The sequence below is a fragment of the Streptomyces sp. Tue6028 genome (assembly GCF_002300165.1).
Taxonomy (GTDB): Bacteria; Actinomycetota; Actinomycetes; order Streptomycetales; family Streptomycetaceae; genus Streptomyces; species Streptomyces siamensis.
Genome location: NZ_MLCE01000031.1, coordinates 80,760 through 99,431, shown reverse-complemented (window position 1 = coordinate 99,431; position 18,672 = coordinate 80,760). Strand labels below are relative to the sequence as shown.

General features: G+C 71.0%; 15 protein-coding genes. 8 read left to right on the top strand and 7 right to left on the bottom strand.

The features are described from left to right. Nucleotides 1-312: 312 nt before the first annotated feature. Nucleotides 313-675 carry a hypothetical protein gene (locus BKI49_RS29055; RefSeq protein WP_095937230.1) on the bottom strand — a complete coding sequence of 121 codons (363 nt, stop codon included), beginning with the start codon at nt 673-675 and terminating at the stop codon, nt 313-315. 146 nt (nt 676-821) lie between these two features. On the opposite strand from BKI49_RS29055, the gene BKI49_RS29050 reads away from it, so the two are divergent. Further along, nucleotides 822-1,640 (top strand): rhomboid family intramembrane serine protease, encoded by an 819-nt coding sequence (locus tag BKI49_RS29050; RefSeq protein WP_095937229.1) that lies wholly within the window; start codon nt 822-824, stop codon nt 1,638-1,640. A 49-nt stretch (nt 1,641-1,689) separates the two neighbouring features. Here the strand turns inward: BKI49_RS29050 and hemE are convergent, their stop codons facing one another. Beyond that, entirely contained in the window at nt 1,690-2,757 is a 1,068-nt protein-coding gene (gene hemE / locus BKI49_RS29045; protein ID WP_095937228.1) for a uroporphyrinogen decarboxylase, read from the bottom strand. 182 nt (nt 2,758-2,939) lie between these two features. On the opposite strand from hemE, the gene BKI49_RS29040 reads away from it, so the two are divergent. The 3 genes from BKI49_RS29040 (at nt 2,940) to BKI49_RS29030 (ending at nt 6,114) form a co-directional block, all read left to right on the top strand. Next, on the top strand, nt 2,940-3,608 hold the full coding sequence (locus BKI49_RS29040; RefSeq protein WP_095937227.1) for a DUF3000 domain-containing protein: 669 nt from the start codon (nt 2,940-2,942) through the stop codon (nt 3,606-3,608). Between the two features lie 424 nt (nt 3,609-4,032). After that, nucleotides 4,033-4,695 (top strand): response regulator transcription factor, encoded by a 663-nt coding sequence (locus BKI49_RS29035; RefSeq protein WP_019073943.1) that lies wholly within the window; start codon nt 4,033-4,035, stop codon nt 4,693-4,695. A gap of 135 nt (nt 4,696-4,830) precedes the next feature. Further along, a complete protein-coding gene (locus BKI49_RS29030) occupies nt 4,831-6,114 on the top strand; it encodes a ribonuclease D (protein ID WP_095937226.1) in 1,284 nt (427 codons plus the stop codon). A gap of 9 nt (nt 6,115-6,123) precedes the next feature. Here BKI49_RS29030 and BKI49_RS29025 read toward each other — a convergent pair whose 3' ends face one another. From BKI49_RS29025 to BKI49_RS29015, 3 genes are read right to left on the bottom strand one after another with little or no spacing between them, the layout of a single operon-like run. Further along, nucleotides 6,124-6,978 (bottom strand): carbohydrate ABC transporter permease, encoded by an 855-nt coding sequence (locus BKI49_RS29025; protein ID WP_095937225.1) that lies wholly within the window; start codon nt 6,976-6,978, stop codon nt 6,124-6,126. Next, nucleotides 6,975-7,919: a carbohydrate ABC transporter permease gene (locus tag BKI49_RS29020; RefSeq protein WP_095937427.1), complete on the bottom strand. Its 945-nt coding sequence runs from the start codon at nt 7,917-7,919 to the stop codon at nt 6,975-6,977. Before BKI49_RS29020 ends, BKI49_RS29025 begins: the two co-directional genes overlap by 4 nt. 26 nt (nt 7,920-7,945) lie before the next feature. Then, nucleotides 7,946-9,268, bottom strand: coding sequence for an extracellular solute-binding protein (locus BKI49_RS29015; RefSeq protein ID WP_095937224.1), 1,323 nt, complete (start codon nt 9,266-9,268; stop codon nt 7,946-7,948). Nucleotides 9,269-9,412: 144 nt separating this feature from the next. Between BKI49_RS29015 and BKI49_RS29010 the strand changes: the two genes are divergently transcribed. The 4 genes from BKI49_RS29010 to BKI49_RS28995 all read left to right on the top strand — a co-directional run bounded on the left by BKI49_RS29010 (nt 9,413) and on the right by BKI49_RS28995 (nt 16,312). Then, complete coding sequence (locus BKI49_RS29010; RefSeq protein WP_095937223.1) at nt 9,413-11,791, top strand: glycoside hydrolase family 2 protein; 2,379 nt, start codon at nt 9,413-9,415, stop codon at nt 11,789-11,791. After that, a complete protein-coding gene (locus tag BKI49_RS29005) occupies nt 11,788-12,837 on the top strand; it encodes a LacI family DNA-binding transcriptional regulator (RefSeq protein WP_179332614.1) in 1,050 nt (349 codons plus the stop codon). The genes BKI49_RS29010 and BKI49_RS29005 overlap by 4 nt, the downstream gene beginning before the upstream one ends. A 125-nt stretch (nt 12,838-12,962) precedes the next feature. After that, nucleotides 12,963-14,189: a thiolase family protein gene (locus BKI49_RS29000; RefSeq protein ID WP_095937222.1), complete on the top strand. Its 1,227-nt coding sequence runs from the start codon at nt 12,963-12,965 to the stop codon at nt 14,187-14,189. Then, a complete protein-coding gene (locus tag BKI49_RS28995; RefSeq protein ID WP_095937221.1) occupies nt 14,186-16,312 on the top strand; it encodes a 3-hydroxyacyl-CoA dehydrogenase NAD-binding domain-containing protein in 2,127 nt (708 codons plus the stop codon). The genes BKI49_RS29000 and BKI49_RS28995 overlap by 4 nt, the downstream gene beginning before the upstream one ends. Nucleotides 16,313-16,499: 187 nt before the next feature. On the opposite strand, the gene BKI49_RS28990 is transcribed toward BKI49_RS28995, so the two are convergent. Continuing rightward, a complete protein-coding gene (locus BKI49_RS28990) occupies nt 16,500-17,516 on the bottom strand; it encodes a PLL family lectin (protein ID WP_095937220.1) in 1,017 nt (338 codons plus the stop codon). A 61-nt stretch (nt 17,517-17,577) separates the two neighbouring features. Continuing rightward, complete coding sequence (locus BKI49_RS28985; protein ID WP_095937219.1) at nt 17,578-18,639, bottom strand: NlpC/P60 family protein; 1,062 nt, start codon at nt 18,637-18,639, stop codon at nt 17,578-17,580. Nucleotides 18,640-18,672: the final 33 nt, after the last annotated feature.

Below are 18,672 nucleotides of genomic sequence, written 5' to 3'. Positions count from 1 at the left end.
GCACCCGCACAGGCACACAGACGTCACCCCGCCAGGGGCGCGAGGAACCGCGCGCCAAGCCACGACGCACCCGCACAGGCACACAGACGTCACCCCGTCAGGAGCGCGAGGAACGGCACCCGTCAGGGGCGCGAGGAACTGCGCGCCCAGCCACGAACCGACCCCCGGTCCACAACGGACCGCACCCCACCGCGGCGCGGGTCCCGCGAGCCCAGCCACGAACAACCCGCAGTCCCGGACGGACATCAGGCGCCACCCCCGACCCGCCCCGCGCCCCGCCCCGTGACCCGCCGCGACCCGACGCGCCCGCGCCTACGCGGACTCGTGCCCCGCACTCCCGTTGATCCGGTCGATGGCCTGCCGGGCCTGCTCCGCAGGCGGCCGCGCAGGCAGCGACGAAATGGACGCGGACGGGAGCGTGGACGACGAGACGGAGGCCGGCGCGGCGACCGCGGGCGGCGACTGCGCGGGCTTCGCGTGGGCAGCGGGCCTGCTGCTGCGCAACCGGTGGCTGACGGCCTCGTCGAGCGTCACCGGACGCTGCATCCGCGCCGCGAGCCGACCTGCCTCCTGGCCGAGTGCGGCGACGTCCTCCCAAGGCAGGTGCAGCACCAGGGCGATCTCCGCCTCGCCGTCGGGCAGGGCGTGCATCGGAGGAGTAACTCGGTCGTTCATCGCCTGTGTCCTCACGTCTTCCGCGTGTCACGTCTGCACCGCGCCGCGGGCGGTTGAGGAGACATACGGACGAGAACACGGTGGCGTTCAGCCAGGACGCCCCGGGGGCGCGCATTCGGCGTCGGTATCCAGGGCACTAGTTCCTTGTGGTCATCCCCGTCCATGACGTGAATCCGGTGCGCCGCACGCCGTACGTGACGTACGCGCTGATCGCCGCCAACGTCCTCGTGTTCCTCTACACTCCCGGCCTGGCCGGCTCGGCGGCGAGGGACAGCGGACTGTCGCAGCTGTGCCATCTCCAGGCGTTCCTGGACCACTACGCCGCGGTGCCACAGGAGTTGATCCATCATCAGATGCCGCGGCTGGTGCCGACGGGGCAGACCGGTGCCGGGCCGCACGGCGTGGGCTGTGTGGTGGCTCCGCCGGACTACGACAAGTCGCCGCCGCTGTCGGTGTTCACGGCGATGTTCCTGCACGGAGGCTGGCTGCACCTGCTGGGCAACATGCTGTTCCTGCTGATCTTCGGCAACAACATCGAGGACCGCCTCGGCCATGTCCGCTTCACGCTGTTCTACGTGGCCTGCGGTTATGCGGCGGCCTACGGCTTCGCGCTGCTCAACGACGAATCGGGCGACCCCCTGATCGGCGCCTCGGGAGCGATCGCCGGAGTCCTCGGGGCCTATCTGGTGCTCTATCCGAGAGCCAGGGTCTGGGTCCTCGTCCCGTTCCTGGTCTTCCTGCCGCTGCGTCTGCCGGCCTGGCTCGTGCTGGGCTTCTGGTTCGTGCTCCAGGCGGTGTACTCGTCCGGGAGCGGCGTCTCGACCGCGGGAACGGTCGCGTACGCCGCCCATGTGGTCGGCTTCCTCACCGGCATGCTGCTCGCCTGGCCGCTGCGTCCCGGCACACCGCCGCCGCCCGAACCGCGCCGTCTGCTGTGGGGCAGGCGGGCGCGGCACAGCTGGTGACGCGGCGGGCCGTGAGCGCGGGCCGGTGGACCGAAGGGGGCTCCCCCGGTCAGCGGGCGGTCTGGGTGTGCACGTACTCCACGAGTCGGGTCAGGGCGTCCGGGTCCATGGTCGGCAGCACGCCGTGGCCGAGGTTGAAGACATGGCCTTCGAGACCGGCGGCGGCGTCGAGCACCTCGCGGGTCTTGGTCTCCACGGCCTCGGTCGAGGAGAACAGCACCGCCGGGTCGAGGTTGCCCTGGAGGGCCTTGCCGGGGCCGACGCGGCGGGCGGCCTCGTCGAGCGGGACGCGCCAGTCGACACCGACCACGTCGGCGCCCGCCTCGCCCATGAGGCCGAGCAGCTCACCGGTGCCGACGCCGAAGTGGATGCGCGGCACGCCGTACCCGGCGACGGCGTCGAAGACCTTCGTGGAGGCGGGCATGACGGAGCGGCGGTAGTCGGCGGGTGCCAGGGCGCCGACCCAGGAGTCGAAGAGCTGCACGGCGCTGGCGCCGGCCTCGATCTGCACCTTCAGGAAGGCGGAGGTGATCTCGGCGAGGCGGTCGAGGAGGTCGGCCCACAGCTGCGGGTCGCCGTACATGAGCGCCTTGGTGTGCTCGTGGTTCTTGGACGGACCGCCCTCGACGAGGTAGCTCGCGAGGGTGAAGGGCGCGCCCGCGAAACCGATGAGCGGGGTCGGGCCGAGCTCGGCCGTGAGCAGACCGATGGCCTCGGTGACGTAGTGGACGTCCTCGGGGGTCAGGTCGCGCAGCTGGGCGAGGTCGGCCCGGGTGCGGATCGGGTTCTGGACGACGGGGCCGACGCCCGGCTTGATGTCCAGGTCGATGCCGATGGCCTTGAGCGGGACGACGATGTCGCTGAAGTAGATCGCCGCGTCCACGTTGTGCCGGCGGACCGGCTGGAGCGTGATCTCGGCGACCAGCTCGGGCCGCATGCAGGACTCCAGCATGGGGATGCCCTCGCGCACCTTGAGGTACTCGGGCAGTGAGCGACCGGCCTGCCGCATGAACCACACCGGCGTGTGCGGCACGGGCTCGCGCCTGCACGCCTTGAGGAAGGCGGACTCGTACGTGGCTGTCGGCTGTTGCCCGGAGGGGCTGTGGTTGGCACTCACGACGGAAAGTCTCGCACGGCGCACGGGCGTCCAGATCCCGGGCTCCGCCCTCCCCCGGCCGGTGCGGGTCCCCGGCGCACGGCGCGCGGGCGGGCGCGTTCGCGCGGAACGATCCGGACAGTGGTCCCGCGCACGGGTGTCTCTCCCTGCGCGAAGGCTCCGTTCCCCTTAATCTTCCCCGCATGGCTGCGGCTCAGGGACGACTGTCGGACGGCGCTGGCGGAATGGACGACGCGAAGGAGGGGGACCGGAATGCGGTGGAGACGGCTCCCTTGCCCTTCCGGACGGCCGTCGACGCGCTGAGGACCGCACGACTGCGGCCGGAGATCGAGATCGACCCGACGCGTCCCCCGCAGCGGCTGGCTCCGCACGCGTACGCCCTGGAGGCGGCGGTCGTCGCGGACGACGAGGACCTCGCGGACGGCCGGCTCGTCCTGCTGCACGACCCCGCCGGGCACGACGCCTGGCAGGGCTCCTTCCGTCTGGTGACCCTGATCCGCGCGGAGCTGGAGCCGGAGATGGCCGCCGATCCGCTGCTCCCCGACGTGTGCTGGTCGTGGCTGACCGGCGCGCTCCAGGCACGCGGCCTGTCGTACGGCGAACCGAGCGGCACGGTCACGCGTGCGAGCTCTCACTACTTCGGCGGCCTCGGTGAGCGCCCCGCCGCCTCGCAGATCGAGATCCGCGCCTCGTGGACGCCCCGCGAGGGACGGGGCGGCGTCCCGGACACGGCGGCGCACCTCGCGGCGTGGTGCGACCTGCTGTGCCAGGTCGCCGGACTCCCGCCGGCCGGGCCGGGCGACGGGTCGATCGTCACCCTTCCGCAGCGCCGGGGCCCGCAGTCCCGCTGAGTGCGTTCCCGCCCCCGCCGTGAGCCGTCGCACCTCGGCCACGCGGGGCAGGCTCCGCAGCCGTGCCACGCTTCGGGGCGGCTCCGCCACGCCTTCCTGCCGAAGTGGTCCGTACCCGTGCCGTCAGCGGTGACCCTGCCCGCCGGGCCTCGGCCCGGCACGCCGACGCGCCCGTCTCTCACCGCACGCTTACCGGTTCTTTGTCGATACGGCCACTTTCGGCCGTGATTTGACGCGGATCGACTCGGTTCGATCTTCGGATGATCGATCGCGTGTCCGAATTGCACGGATTGTTACTCACCAAATCGTGATCATTCTCTAAAGGACAAGGGGTTTGGTGCCGAAGACGTCTGTGACCTTGAAAGCACGGTTCGTCCCGGCTCCATCCCCAGAGCCGGTCCCGTCCCGAACCCCAGGAGGCCTGGTGTCCGTTCTCCTCGAGCAGCCCGCAAGCCTGGTCGCCTACCGCCCCAACAAGCCGACCGCCATGGTGGTCGTGGCCGACCCCCGGGTCCGCTCCACCGTCACCCGCCACCTGTGGGCGCTCGGAGTGCGCGACGTCATCGAGGCGTCGTCCGTCGCGGAGGCCCGTCCCCGAATCGGCAACCCGCGTGACATCTGCGTCGCCGACGTCCATCTGCCCGACGGCAGCGGGCTCACCCTGCTGTCCGAGACCCGAGCCGCGGGCTGGCCCAACGGCCTCGCCCTCTCCGCCGCCGACGACATCGGCGCCGTACGCAACGCCCTGGCGGGCGGCGTCAAGGGCTATGTCGTCACCGGCACCCGAACGAATGTCGGGCTCCCCACCCGGCCCGGCGCCGCACCGATCGGCTCGGCCGCCGCCCGTATGCACCGCCGCCCCCCGGGTGCCCCGAGCCACCCGGGCGGCTACCGCGAACTGTCCGGACGAGAGGTCGAGGTCCTTCGACTGGTCGCGGAGGGCCAGTCGAACAAGGCCATCGGCGTCTCCATGGGCCTGTCCGCGCTGACCGTCAAGAGCCACCTCGCCCGCATCGCCCGCAAGCTCGGCACGGGCGACCGCGCCGGGATGGTGGCGGTCGCGCTGCGGACCGGCATCATCCACTGAACCCCGCCCCGCCCCCACCCGTCTCCCACCCGTGAACCGGATGTTTCACTGACCTGACTGGTTTACGACCCTCAGACGCCCGTCGACGGAACGTTCCGTCGGCGGGCGTTGTCGATACACAGATACCCTTGACAGGTGACCGACGCCCAAGAGACCGCAGCAGACAGCTCACTGCGAACCACCGGAGGCGCCCCTCCGGACGACGTCGAATCGGCGCCGATCCCTTTGCTTGAGCCCCGAGACGGCATTCCGCCCGTGATCGCCGACGACGCCTCGCTCGCGCAGGTGATCGCCGCCTTCGCCGCCGGATCCGGCCCCGTCGCCGTCGACGCCGAACGCGCGTCCGGGTACCGATACGGCCAGCGCGCCTATCTGGTGCAGCTGCGCCGCGAGGGTGCCGGGACCGCGCTGATCGACCCCGTCGCGTGCCCCGATCTGTCCGGCCTCGGCGAGGCGATCTCCGGCGTGGAGTGGGTGCTGCACGCGGCCACCCAGGACCTGCCCTGCCTGCGCGAGATAGGCATGGTCCCCACCCGGATCTTCGACACCGAGCTGGCCGGCCGGCTCGCCGGGTTCCCCCGGGTGGGCCTCGGCGCCATGGTCGAGAGCGTGCTCGGTTTCGTCCTGGAGAAGGGACACTCCGCCGTCGACTGGTCGACCCGCCCGCTGCCCGAGCCCTGGCTGCGCTACGCCGCGCTCGACGTGGAGCTGCTCGTCGACCTGCGCGACGCCCTGGAGAAGGAGCTCGACCGGCAGGGCAAGCTGGAATGGGCCCAGCAGGAGTTCGACGCCATCGCGCAGGCCGAGCCCGCCCCGCCGCGCAAGGACCCCTGGCGCCGCACGTCGGGGATGCACAAGGTGCGCCGCCGCCGGCAGATGGCGGTCGTACGGGAGCTGTGGGAGGCCCGGGACCGCGTCGCCCAGCGCCGGGACGTCTCGCCCGGCAAGGTCCTCGGGGACGCGGCGATCGTCGAGGCGGCGCTGGGCCTGCCCGCCAACGCGCACGCCCTCGCCGCGCTCACCGGCTTCGGACACCGCATGGGGCGCCGCCAGTTGGAGCAGTGGCAGGCCGCGGTCGACCGCGCGAAGGCGCTGCCGGAGGCCGAACTGCCGCAGCCGGGCCAGCCGGTGACCGGCCCCCCGCCGCCGCGCGCCTGGGCCGACAAGGACCCCGCCGCCGCCGCGCGGCTGTCCGCGGCTCGCGCCGCGGTGTCCGCGCTGGCCGAGGAGCTCGGCATGCCGCAGGAGAACCTGATCACGCCGGACACGGTGCGGCGGGTGTGCTGGGAGCCGCCCGCGGCGCCGGACACGGCGTCCGTGGCCACCGCGCTGACCGGGTACGGGGCGCGGCCCTGGCAGGTCGAGCAGGTCGCCCCGGTGCTGGTGACGGCGCTTTCGGCGAAGGCTCCCAAGGGCTGACGCCCGCGCTCATTTCGTCGCCCCCCGGGTGAAGCCGTTGTAGATGAACCGCTGGAGGAACAGGAAGACGATCAAGGTCGGCAGGATGACGAGCACCGCGCCGGCCGAGATCGTCTCCCAATGCGCCCCGAACGGCCCCTTGAACCGGAACAGCGACGTCGAGATCACGCCAAGATCCTCGGACGGCATGTAGAGGAAGGGGAGGTAGAAGTCGTTGTAGACGGTGATCCCCTTCACGATCACGACCGTGGCGACGGCGGGCCTGAGCAGCGGAAGGATGATCTTCCAGTAGATCGTGAAGGCGTTGGCGCCGTCGAGGCGCGCGGCCTCGTCCAGGGAGACGGGGATGGACCGGACGAACTGCAGGAAGATGTAGATCGACACGATGTCCGTGCCCATGTAGAGCACGATCGGTGCCCAGCGGGTGTCGAACAGGCCGAAGCGGTCGACGATCTGGAAGGTCGCGACCTGTGTCGTGACGCCCGGTACGAGCGTGGCGATCAGGAAGAGCGCGACCACCAGCTTCTTGAAGCGGAACGTGAAGCGGTCGATCGCGTACGCCGCCATCGAGCCGATGATCACCGTGCCGGTGACGGAGAAGAGCAGGATGAAGGCCGTGTTGCCGAAGGCCGCCGGCATCCCGCCGTCCCGGAACGCCGTCACGTAGTTGTGGAAGTTCAGGAAGTCGTCGGGCAGCGCGAGCGCGCCGCTGCCGTCCGCCATCTCCTTCGAGGACTTGAGGGAGGTGAGCAGGACGACGGCGAGCGGGAGCAGCACGACGACGGAGGCGACGGCGAGCGACAGGTACGTGAGGCTGCGGGCGGCCCGGCGACGGCCCGCGGGCGTCGTTCCCGGCAGTGTCATACGAGATCCACCTTGTCGTCCGGGACGAGGCGCCGCTGCACCCACGTCACCGCCAGGATGATGAGCAGCAGCACGACCGCGGCCGCCGACGCGAGGCCCGTCTTGTTGAACTGGAAGGCCAGTTTCACGGTCTGGATCACGAAGGTCTCCGTGCCGGTCGCGCCGCCGGTCATGATGAACGGCACGTCGAACGCGGACAGCGAGCCGGAGACGGAGAGGATCACGGAGAGGCTGAGGACAGGCTTGATGCCGGGCAGGACGATGTACCGGAACTGGTGCCATCGATGGGCGCCGTCCAGCTCGGACGCCTCGTACAGTTCGCCCGGGATCGACTGGATCGCGCCGAGGAACAGCACGAAGTTCAGGCCGGTGTAGCGCCAGACGGAGACCCCGGCCAGGGAGGTGTTGGCGGACACCGAGGTGCCGAGCCACGCCCGGTCGGAGTGGTGTCCGAACAGTCCGAGGACGGAGTCGAGGGTGCCGCCGTCCTGGAAGAAGTAGAGGAAGACGAAGCCGATCGCGACGCCGTTGACGAGGTACGGGAAGAAGAGCACGCCCTTGAAGAAGTTCCGGAAGCGGACGTCGAAGCTCAGGATCGTCGCGAAGTAGAGGGCGACGGCGATCTGTACGACCGAGGCGGCCAGGTAGTAGCCGCTGACGAAGAACACCTGGAACAGCTCGGGCCGGGTGAAGAGTTCGACGTAGTTCTCGGCGCCCGTGTAGTGCAGGTCGGGGCTGACACCGTCCCAGTCGGTGAAGCTGTACGCGATCATGTTGGCGACGGGCGCGTACGTGAAGGTGATCAGCAGGGCGAGCGGGGCGGCGAGGAAGAGCCAGGGGGTCAGGCCGCGCCACAGGCGTACGCCGCGTGGGGCGCGCCCCCGGGCGGCGGGCGGCGGGGCCGTCGCGGGCCGCGCCGCCGTACCGAGGGCGTCCGTCATCACGGTCCCGGTGTCGTCGCCGTTCATCAGGACCCGGACCCGACGGTCCGGGCCGCCTCGGTCCAGCGCTTGCCGAGGTCTGCGAAGAAGTCGTCGAGGCTGCCCTTCCTGGCGCCGCGGGCGAGGTCGACGAGGTTCTGGCGGTAGTCGGGGGCGTAGATGCCGACCTCGGACTGGTTGTCGATGGCCTTGACGGTGGCTCCGTCGGTGTCGTCGAGTTCGATGAACTTCACGCCCGCGTCCTGGTACGGCTTCAGCACGTCCGGCAGCGGCGCTCCCTTGACCGGGGAGAGGGTCAGGTTGTCGTCCGCGTAGCCCGACCGGTCGGTGAACCAGTCGATCCAGGCACGGGCGGCCTCCTTGTGGGCGGAGTGGACGTTGACGGCCTGGTTGTAGTCGGGCGCCACCACGGCGCAGAACCTGCCGCCGACCTGGACGGGGAAAGGCATGAAGCCGATGTCGTCGGGGTCCGTGCCGGCCTGCTCGGCGGCGGCCCGGAACTGCGTGATCGCCCAGGAGCCGAGCCACATGGTGGCGATGTCGCCCTTCGCCAGCCGGGGTTTGGAGCCTTCCCAGTTGGTGGTCGTCGGGTCCTTCTCGGCGAGCCCGTCGTGGACGACGTCGTAGAGCAGGGTGTCGGCGACGCGCAGATCGGCGCCCTCGGCCCAGGGGTCGCCGTCGGCGAGGGCGGTGGTCGCCCCGGTGTCGCAGCTCGCGGACCCGTTGGCGGACGTCCAGGACGTGAGCGGCCACTTGTCCTTGAAGTTCGTGTAGTACGGGACGGCCTTCGTCCTGGCCTTGATCGCCCGGAGGTCGTCGATGAACGCGTCCGGGGTGGTGGGCCAGTCGGTGATCCCCGCGTCCTTCCAGACCCGTTTGTTGTAGACGAAGCCCGGGGTCACGCCGATCGGGCTCTGTCCGTAGACCTTGCCGCCGACCGTGGTGAAGTCCGTGAAGCGGTACTTCCTGGAGCGCTCGGCGGACGTGCCGAGCGAGGCGAAGAACTTGGGGTAGTCGCCCTTCTTGATCACGGCCGGGATCATGAGGACGTCGCCGTAGTTCTCCGTGTTCATGCGGATCTTGACCTCACCCTCGTAGTCGGTGACGGCCTCGAACTCGACCTCGACCTTCGGGTAGGTCTTGTTGAACTCGGCGGCGTACTTCTTCATCGTGCCGTCCTGCACGAGATCGGTCCGCTGCGTGAGGACCTTGATGGTCCCGGACACCTTGGCGGGGTCGTCGGGGGCCTTGGCGTCCGCGCCCTTCGACGCGCCTCCGCTCCCCGTGCAGCCCGCGGCCAGCAGTGCGGCGGCGAGCAGTGTTCCGGCGAATGACGTGCGGCGGTTCATCTGCACCAGCTCCGTTCACCTCGGTTGGCTGGTTCGGCACTCTGACAGCCGCCGCTAAACCGGTAAAGTCACTATTCCGCCAACGATTCCGAAATCTTTCGCAGCCACTGGTGTCTACTGCCTCAACCGGTTTAGGGAGTACGCATGCTGGACGTCACACCGCTCACCGAGGGATGGACCCTGCGGCACGAGGGAGCCGCACTTCCGGCCGCGGTCCCGGGCTGTGTGCACACCGATCTGCTGGCGGCGGGCGCCATCGCGGACCCGTTCCTCGGCCGGAACGAGACCGAGGTGGCGTGGGTGGGCCGGCGGGACTGGACGTACGACGTCGACCTGCCCGCCACGTCCGGCCACGAGCAGACCGACCTCGTCTTCGACGGTCTGGACACCGCCGCACAGATCCGGCTGGACGGACGGCTCCTCGGCTCGGTACGGAACATGCACCGCTCCTACCGCTTCGACGTCACCGGGCTCAGCGGGCCGCTCTCGGTGCACTTCACCTCGGCGTACGGCGCGGCCGAGGCGGTGCGGGACCGGCTCGGCGAGCGGCCGAACGCCTATCCCGAACCCTTCCAGTACCTGCGGAAGATGGCCTGCTCCTTCGGCTGGGACTGGGGGCCGACGCTGGTCACCGCCGGGATCTGGCGCCCGGTGCGGCTGGAGCACTGGTCGACCGCGCGGATCGCCCGGGTACGGCCGCTGGTGAGCGTCGAACGGGGCGTCGGACGCGTCGAGCTGGCCGTGGACGTCGAGCGGACCAGGGTCGAGGCCGGCCTCACCGTGGAGGCCCGGGCCGGCGGGGTGCGGGCCTTCGGGACGATCGACGGCACCTCCGGGACGGTCGTGCTGGAGATCCCGGACCCCGAGCTGTGGTGGCCCCGCGGCTACGGTGAACAGCGTTTGTACGACGTCGAGTTGACGTTGTGCGACACGCACGGCCCGCTCGACGCGTGGCGCCGCCGCATCGGCTTCCGCACGCTGGAACTGGACCGCCGCGCCGACGCCCACGGCAGCGGCTTCACCTTCGTCGTCAACGGCGTCCGGCTCTTCGCGCGGGGGGTCAACTGGATCCCGGACGACGCCCTCCCGTCCCGGATCACCCGTGAGCGCTACCGGCACAGGCTCCGCCAGGCCGCCGCCGCGGGCGTCGACCTCGTGCGCGTGTGGGGCGGCGGCATCTACGAGAGCGAGGACTTCTACGACGCCTGCGACGAACTGGGGCTGATGGTCTGGCAGGACTTCCCCTTCGCCTGCGCGGCGTACCCCGAGGAGCAGCCGCTGCGCGGCGAGGTGGAGGCCGAGGCCCGCGAGAACGTCGTACGGCTGATGCCGCACCCCTCGCTCGTGCTGTGGAACGGCAACAACGAGAACCTGTGGGGCTTCAGGGACTGGGACTGGGAACGGCGACTGGCCGGGGACTCGTGGGGCGAGGGGTACTACCTCGGGCTGCTGCCGCGGGTGGTGGCCGAGCTGGACCCGACGCGGCCGTACGCGGCGGGCAGCCCGTGGTCCGGCTCCTGGGACCACCACCCCAACGACCCGGCGCACGGCACCCACCACTCGTGGGAGGTGTGGAACAGGACGGACTACGCCGACTACCGCCTCCATGTCCCGCGCTTCGTCGCCGAGTTCGGCTGGCAGGCACCGCCCGCCTACGCGACGCTGCGCCGCGCGCTCCCCGGCGAGACGCTCGCGCCCGACTCCCCCGGCATGCTGCACCACCAGAAGGCCGACGACGGGAACGGCAAGCTGGAGCGCGGACTCGCCCGCCACTTCCCGCCCCCCGAGGGCGACTTCGACCGCTGGCACTACCTCAACCAGGTCAACCAGGCCCGTGCGGTGGCCGCCGGGATCGAGCACTGGCGCGCGCACTGGCCGGTGTGCGCCGGCACGGTCCTCTGGCAGCTCAACGACTGCTGGCCGGTGACCTCCTGGGCCACGATCGACGGCGACGGACGCGCCAAGCCGCTCTACCACGAACTGCGGCGGCTCTACGCGGACCGGCTCCTGACGCTGCTGCCCCGGACCGGCGGCCTGGTGCTCGCCGCGGTCAACCAGTCCGCACAGCCCTGGCGGGGCACGCTCCGGCTGCGGCGGATGTCCGTCGAGGGCGTGACGACGGGCGAGACGACGCTCGACCTCTCCGCCGCCGCACGCGCGGTCGGCAAGGTTCCCGTACCGCCCGAGCTGCGGCCGGCCGGGCCGAAGGAGTTCCTGGTGGCCGACGCGGACGGGCTACGGGCCCTGCACTTTCCCGTGCCCGACCGTGAAGTCCCCTACCCGAGGCCCCGGTTCGACGTCACGGTCGCGCCGGGCGCGGTGACCGTGACGGCCCACACCCTCGTACGGGACCTGCTGCTCCAGGCGGACCGCCTCGACCCGGCCGCCGAGGCCGACACCGGCCTGGTCACGCTGCTTCCCGGCGAACGGGTCACGATCGGCGTACGCGGCTGGAAGACTCTGGACGAGTGGGCCGAGACGGCCGCCCGATCCGCCCTGTACTGCGTGGAGCCGACCCGATGACGACAGTGCCGACCCCCCGCGTCACCATCAAGGACGTCGCGGCGCGCGCCGGGGTCTCGAAGGGCGCGGTGTCCCTCGCCTTCAACCGCAAGCCCGGCCTGTCGGACGCCACCCGCGACCGGATCTTCGCCGCGGCCCGGGAGCTGGGCTGGGCGCCGAACCTCACCGCCCGGTCGCTGTCCAGCCAGCGGGTGGACGTGGTCGGGCTCGCGATCTGCCGGCCGGCCAAGCAGCTCGGACTCGAACCCTTCTACATGGAGTTCATCTCCGGGGTGGAGGGCGTGCTGACCGAGCGTTCGTGCTCGCTGCTGCTGCGTCTGGTGCGGAACCTGGAGGAGGAGGTCGGGCTCCAGGAGGCCTGGTGGAAGGGGAAGCAGATCAGCGGGTCGATCCTGGTCGACTTCCGGGCCGACGACCCGAGGGTCGCCGCGGTGGAGCGGCTCGGCATGCCGGCCGTCGCCGTCGGCCATCCGTCGCTGACGGGCTCCCTCACCTCCGTGTGGACCGACGACGCGACCGCCGTCGCCGAGGCCGTGCGCTACCTTGCGGCGCTCGGACACCGGCGGATCGCCCGGGTCGGCGGCGCGGCGCCCCTCGGTCACACGACCATCCGCACGGCGGCGTTCGACGAGGCGGCCCGGACGCTGGGCCTTGCCGGGTCCTGGCAGGTGGCGACCGACTTCTCGGGCGACGCCGGGGCGCGGGCCACGCGCTCGCTGCTGTCGGCCGCGCCGCCGGACCGGCCGACCGCGATCGTGTACGACAACGACATCATGGCGGTGGCCGGGCTCTCCGTGGCCTCCGAGATGGGGCTGAGCGTGCCGGGCGACGTCTCCCTGCTCGCCTGGGACGACTCCCAGCTGTGCCGGCTCACCCATCCGACGCTCTCCGCCATGAGCCACGACGTGCACGGCTTCGGCGCGGACGTGGCGCGGACGTTGTTCGGCGTGATCACCGGCGAGGAGCCCGCGTCGCACCCGGTGCCCACCCCGGTGCTGACGCCGCGGGGGTCGACGGCACCGCCCGGGGGCGGCTCCCGGATGTGACCTTCGCCGCTCCCGCCTCCGGGGCTGGGCAGCATGGTTACCCGCAAGTAGCATGAGGGGGTGAGCGCGCGCTCAGTCGCGTGCGACGCGCAGCAGTGCCATCCCGCATCTGGAGGAGAGCCATCGTGCCTCGTACCGTCAGGGACGTCGTCTTCGTCGACGGCGTCCGCACCCCGTTCGGCAAGGCGGGCCCGAAGGGCATCTACCACGAGACCCGCGCCGACGACCTCGTCGTGAAGGCCATCCGGGAGCTGCTGCGCCGCAACCCCGGCCTGGACCCCAAGAAGATCGACGAGGTCGCCATCGCCGCGACCACGCAGATCGGTGACCAGGGTCTGACGCTGGGCCGCACCGCCGGGATCCTGGCCGGTCTCCCCCAGTCGGTGCCCGGCTACTCCATCGACCGCATGTGCGCGGGCGCGCTGACCGCCGTCACCACCACCGCGGGCTCCATCGCCTTCGGCGCCTACGACGCCGTCATCGCCGGCGGTGTCGAGCACATGGGCCGCCACCCGATGGGCGAGGGTGTCGACCCGAACCCGCGGTTCGTCAGCGAGAAGCTGGTCGACGAGTCCGCCCTGTTCATGGGCATGACCGCCGAGAACCTGCACGACCGCTACCCCACGATCACCAAGCAGCGCGCCGACGAGTACGCCGTGCGCTCGCAGGAGAAGGCCGCCAAGGCGTACGCCAACGGCAAGATCCAGCAGGACCTGGTGCCGATCTCGGTGCGCAACACCAACGCGGAGGTCGGTGAGACCGGCTGGGGCCTGGTGACCGCCGACGAGCCGATGCGTCCGGGCACCACGCTGGAGAACCTGTCCGGCCTGAAGACCCCGTTCCGCGTCCACGGCCGTGTCACGGCCGGCAACGCGGCCGGTCTCAACGACGGTGCGACCGCCTCGATCATCGCGTCCGAGGACTTCGCCCGCGAGCACAACCTGCCGGTCAAGATGCGCCTCGTCTCGTACGCCTTCGCGGGCGTCGAGCCGGAGGTCATGGGCTACGGCCCGATCCCGGCCACCGAGAAGGCCCTCGCCCAGGGCGGCCTGACGATCGACGACATCGGCCTCTTCGAGGTCAACGAGGCCTTCGCCGTCCAGGTGCTCGCCTTCCTGGAGCACTACGGCATCGCCGACGACGACGCGCGCGTCAACCAGTACGGCGGCGCCATCGCGTTCGGTCACCCGCTGGCCTCCTCCGGCGTGCGTCTGATGACGCAGCTGGCCCGCCAGTTCGAGGAGCAGCCGGAGGTCCGTTACGGCCTCACCACCATGTGCGTCGGCTTCGGCATGGGCGCCACGGTGATCTGGGAGAACCCGCACCACAAGGACGCCGGAGGCGAGAAGTGAGCACCGCTGAACTCCTGAAGGGCGCAGCCGAGCTGTTCCCCGACGAGGTCGTGACGTCCGCGAACGTACGCCACCTCGACCTGCCCTTCGGCGCCGGGCGCTTCGCGCTCATCACGCTGGACAACGGCTTCGACCACACCAAACCGACCACCTTCGGCCCTGCCTCGCTCGCGAACCTGAACACCGCGATCGACCAGGTCGAGGCGGAGGCCGCGGCCGGCGACATCATCGGCGTCGGCATCACCGGCAAGCCGTTCATCTTCGCGGTCGGTGCCGACCTCAAGGGCGTCGAGCTGCTGAAGAAGCACGAGGACGCGCTCGCCATCGGCAAGGGCGGCCACGAGGTCTTCAAGCGCCTGTCGGCGCTGGCCGTCCCGACCTTCGCGTACTACAACGGCGCGGCGATGGGCGGCGGCGTCGAGGTCGGTCTGCACTGCACCTACCGCACGGTGTCGAAGGCCCTGCCGGCCTTCTCCCTGCCCGAGGTCTTCCTGGGCCTGGTCCCGGGCTGGGGCGGCTGCACGATCCTGCCGAACCTGATCGGTGCGGACAAGGCCGTCTCGGTGATCATCGAGAACTCGCTCAACCAGAACAAGCAGCTCAAGGGCAAGCAGGTCTTCGAACTGGGCATCGCCGACGCCCTCTTCGAAGGCGCGGACTTCCTGGAGCAGTCGCTGCTGTGGACGGCCTCCGTCCTCAAGGGCGACATCACCGTCGAGCGTCCCGAGATCGACCGCGGCGAGGCCTGGGACCAGGCCGTCGCCAAGGGCCGCTTCATCGCCGACGGCAAGGTCCACGGTGCCGCTCCGGCCGCGTACCGCGCGCTGGACATCATCGCCGCGGCCAAGGACGGCGACCTGCAGAAGGGGTACGACGCCGAGGACGTGGCGCTCGCCGACCTGATCATGGGTGGCGAACTCCGCTCCGGCATCTACGCCTTCAACCTGGTCCAGAAGCGCGGCAAGCGCCCGGCCGGCGCGCCGGACAAGAACCTCGCGCGCCCGGTCACCAAGGTCGGCGTCGTGGGCGCGGGCCTGATGGCCTCGCAGCTCGCCCTGCTCTTCCTGCGCCGCCTGGAGGTGCCCGTCGTCCTGACGGACATCGACCAGGAGCGTGTCGACAAGGGCGTGGGCTACGTCCACGCCGAGATCGACAAGCTGCTCGGCAAGGGCCGCATCAACCAGGACAAGGCCAACCGCCTCAAGGCGCTGGTCAGCGGTGTGCTGGACAAGGCCGAGGGCTTCTCCGACGCGGACTTCATCATCGAGGCCGTCTTCGAGGAGATCGGCGTCAAGCAGCAGGTGTTCGCGGAGGTCGAGGCGGTCGCCCCGGCGCACGCGATCCTCGCCACCAACACCTCCTCGCTGTCGGTCACCGAGATGGCCTCGAAGCTGAAGAACCCCGAGCGGGTCGTCGGCTTCCACTTCTTCAACCCGGTCGCGATCCTCCCCCTCCTGGAGATCGTCCGCGGCGAGCGGACGGACGACGCCTCGCTGGCCACCGCCTTCGCCGTCGCCAAGAAGCTGAAGAAGACCGCGGTCCTGACCAAGGACGCCCCGGCGTTCGTGGTGAACCGCATCCTCACCCGCTTCATGGGCGAGATCCAGAACGTCATCGACGAGGGCACCCCGGTCGAGATCGCCGAGAAGGCCATCGAGCCCCTGGGCCTGCCGATGTCCCCGCTGGTGCTCCTGGAGCTGGTCGGCCCCGCGATCGGTCTGCACGTCTCCGAGACCCTCAACCGGGCCTTCCCGGACCGCTTCACGGTCTCCGAGAACCTCGCGGCCGTCGTCAAGGCGGGCAAGCGCGGCTTCTACGTGTACGACTCCGGCAAGCCGGAGCTCGACCCCGAGGTCGCCGCGCTCCTCAAGCAGGGCGATGTCGTCCTCACCGAGGAGCAGGTCCGCGCCCGTGTCCTCGACGCCGTCGCCCAGGAGATCGGGCTCATGCTCGACGAGGGTGTCGTCGCCGAGGCCCAGGACATCGACCTGTGCCTGATCACCGGTGCCGGCTGGCCCTTCCACCTGGGCGGCATCACGCCGTACCTGGACCGTGAGGGTGTCTCCGAGCGGGTGAACGGCAAGCGGTTCCTGGAGCCGGGAGTCGCCAGCGTTCCCGCGTAGCACGCTGCCTCGCGCCGGTGCCCCGCACGCCTGTCGGTGTGCGGGGCACCGGCCGTTCTGCCCCGCTTCCACGGGCGCCCTCGGAGCTGGGGGCTGCGCCCCCAGACCCCCATCGGCCTGAACGGCCTTGTCCTCAAACGCCGGACGGGCTGGGACTCTCCGACCCTGGGCGGGACAGTTCCAGCTGTCAGACCGGGCGCCAGGCCTCCAGGGCCAGGCCCGGTTCGGACTTGCGGCGGGTGAGGAGGAGTTCGCCGGAGCCGGGCGCGAGGCTCGCCGCGACCACCCGGCCGCCCTCGTCCTCCGCGAGCGAGACGACCGCGTCCCCCGGCAGTGCGGGCCCGGACTCGGCCCACCACGCCCCCGCGGCCTCGTCCTCCGTCGGATACGCGGCGAAGACGACCCGGCCGCTCGACGACCGCTGCGCGAGCAACGTGCAGTCGTGGCCGTCGAGTTCGCAACGGATCGCCGCCACGGGGCCGGGCCCCGCGCTGGCGAGCACCCGCACGGGTTTCCCGCCCGCCCGCCAGGCGCACAGGTCGCCCGACCCGTCGGTGTAGAAGACGGTGGTGGAGTCGGGGGAGGTCGCGAGCGCGCGGAGTGTGCCGGGGCGGACCTGGGCCTCCAGCGCCTCCTCCAGGACCGGCTGCGCGCCGGGCTCCGGCTGGCTCCAGTGCAGGATGCCGTCCGGCACGGCGGCGTACAGCTCGACCCGGCCGGACTCCCCCGTCACGGCCGCCAGTTCGTCCCGTACGTCATGTCCCTTGAGATCGCGCCACGGGCCCCAGCCGCCCTTCTCCTTCTGGGCGACCATGCTGACCCCGCCGCCCTTGTTGCGCACGAAGACATGGGCGCGTCCCTGGGCGTCGACCGCGACGGCCGGCGGGCCGGTCCGGCCGCCCGTCCTGTCGGGGTGCCCGATCGGGTTCCAGTCGAGGGCGGCGAGACGCGGCCGGTAGTGCGTCGAGTGGACGAGGCCGGACTCGTCGCGGACGGTGGGGCGCCAGGAGACGAGGTGGGCGTAGCCGTCGGCGCCCTGGCCGACGGCGAACACGGGGTGCAGGCGCTGGTCGCCGCCCACGGTGCGCGGGGTGTCCCAGGGGCCGCCGGGGCCGCGCTCCGCCCGGCAGCGGACGGCGGCCTCCGACAGCAGGTACACACTGAGCCTGCCGTCGCGGCCGCGTATGAGCCAGTCGCCGTTCACCGGTTCACCTTAATCGGGGGCGGGCCGTCCGCGGCGGCCCGCCCCCGCCCGACTAAGCCGCTCACAGACGCTTGGCGCTGCGGAGCAGACCCGCGTAGAAGCCGTTGCCGTCGATGCGCGAGGCGCCGCCCTTGTCGCCCATGGTCGGTCCGTTGACCTCCTTGCGGCTGGAGATGAAGACGCGGTGGCCGTCGGTGTCGACGCCGAGGTACAGGGCGACGTGGTCGAGGTGGTTGCCGGTGCGGTGGTCCATCTTGAAGAAGAGGAGGTCGCCGGGCTGGACCACGTCGATGTTCTTGGGACGCGTGTACCAGGGGGAGGGGCCGGAGAGCTTGATGATGTCGACGCCCACCTTGGAGCGTGCCATGCCGTCCGCGCTGCGCGGCAGCCCGTCGCCGATCGTGTTGGTGGCCATCAGCGGGTAGCGGGCCCGGTATCCCCACACCATGCGCATGAAGCCGGAGCAGTCCAGGGCGCGGTAGCGCTCCTTGCGCGCCTGCATCGTGGTGCCGTCACGGAAGGTGTAGTTCATGCCGAGGTAGTCGTAGAAGTCGTTCTGTTCGAGGCGGTCGACGCCGTCCTCCTTGAACGGGCCGAAGACCGCGTCGCCGGCGTAGGGGACGCCCTCGTCGTCCTTCTTCACCGGGGCACCCTGGACGTACTGGAAGGCGAACGCGAAGATGTCGTCCTCCTCGCTGCCGTAGTACTGCTTGAACCAGTCCTTGAACCACTTCTCCTTCTCGGCGCCTTTGCGCCACGCCTCCGGCATCAGCCGCACCCAGTCCTCCGTCACCACCCGGGACTGCGTGTTGGCGGGCTCGGTGAAGGTGCGGGAGGGGCCCCTGAGGGTCGCGGTGCGGGCACCGTCCGTGAAGGTGGCGAGGATCTCGCCGTCCTTGCCGCGCAGCACCGAGCGCGTCGGGTTGTTCAGGCGCTCCCAGGTCTGCTTCCCGGTGGCCTTGCCCGCCGAGTTCTCCAGGTCGGGCTTGTCGGTCACCGACTGCACCGCCGGGACCTTGGCCTCCGCGTCCTTGCGGAGTTCGACGGTGAAGTACGCGCTGCCCGCGAGCAGCGCGAGGACCGTGGCCGCGTGCAGGACGGGGCGGCCTTTGCTCTTCGGCATGGTGAAGGCTCCAGAGGTTCCGAGTGGGCAGCG